The organism is Streptomyces neyagawaensis, from assembly GCF_023516595.1.
Lineage (GTDB): Bacteria > Actinomycetota > Actinomycetes > Streptomycetales > Streptomycetaceae > Streptomyces > Streptomyces neyagawaensis.
Window position 1 is genome coordinate 1 of sequence record NZ_JAMGBG010000175.1, and the last position, 404, is coordinate 404.

The window sequence follows — 404 nt, forward strand, 5'->3', positions numbered from 1 at the left end:
CTCGCCGTCCGCTACACGGCTGCCCGCACCCTGGACACGGCTCCCGCCTTGAGCGTGGAGCCGGGCCCCGGCGAGGTGGTACTCGCCCCCGCCTACGTCGGTATCTGCGGCACCGACCTGCACATCTTCCACGGCGACATGGACGCCCGCGTCACCACACCCGCCGTCCTGGGGCATGAGATGTCCGGCCGGATCCTCCGGGTCGGCCCCGAGGTGGAAGGCTGGCAGGCCGGGGACGCGGTGACCGTGATGCCGCTGCGCTGGGACGACACCTGCCCCGCCTGCCGCGCCGGTCACCGACACGTCTGCCAGCACCTCGACTTCATCGGCATCGACTCCCCCGGCGCCATGCAGCAGCGCTGGACCGTCCCCGCCTCCACCCTCATCCGCCTCCCCGACGCCCT

At 73.0% G+C, this 404-nt stretch carries 1 protein-coding gene; it reads left to right on the plus strand.

Translation table 11 applies throughout. From position 1 onward, the window contains the following. The coding region (locus M8J73_RS45935; protein ID WP_249829790.1) for an alcohol dehydrogenase catalytic domain-containing protein at positions 1 to 404 on the plus strand (404 nt) is incomplete at both ends.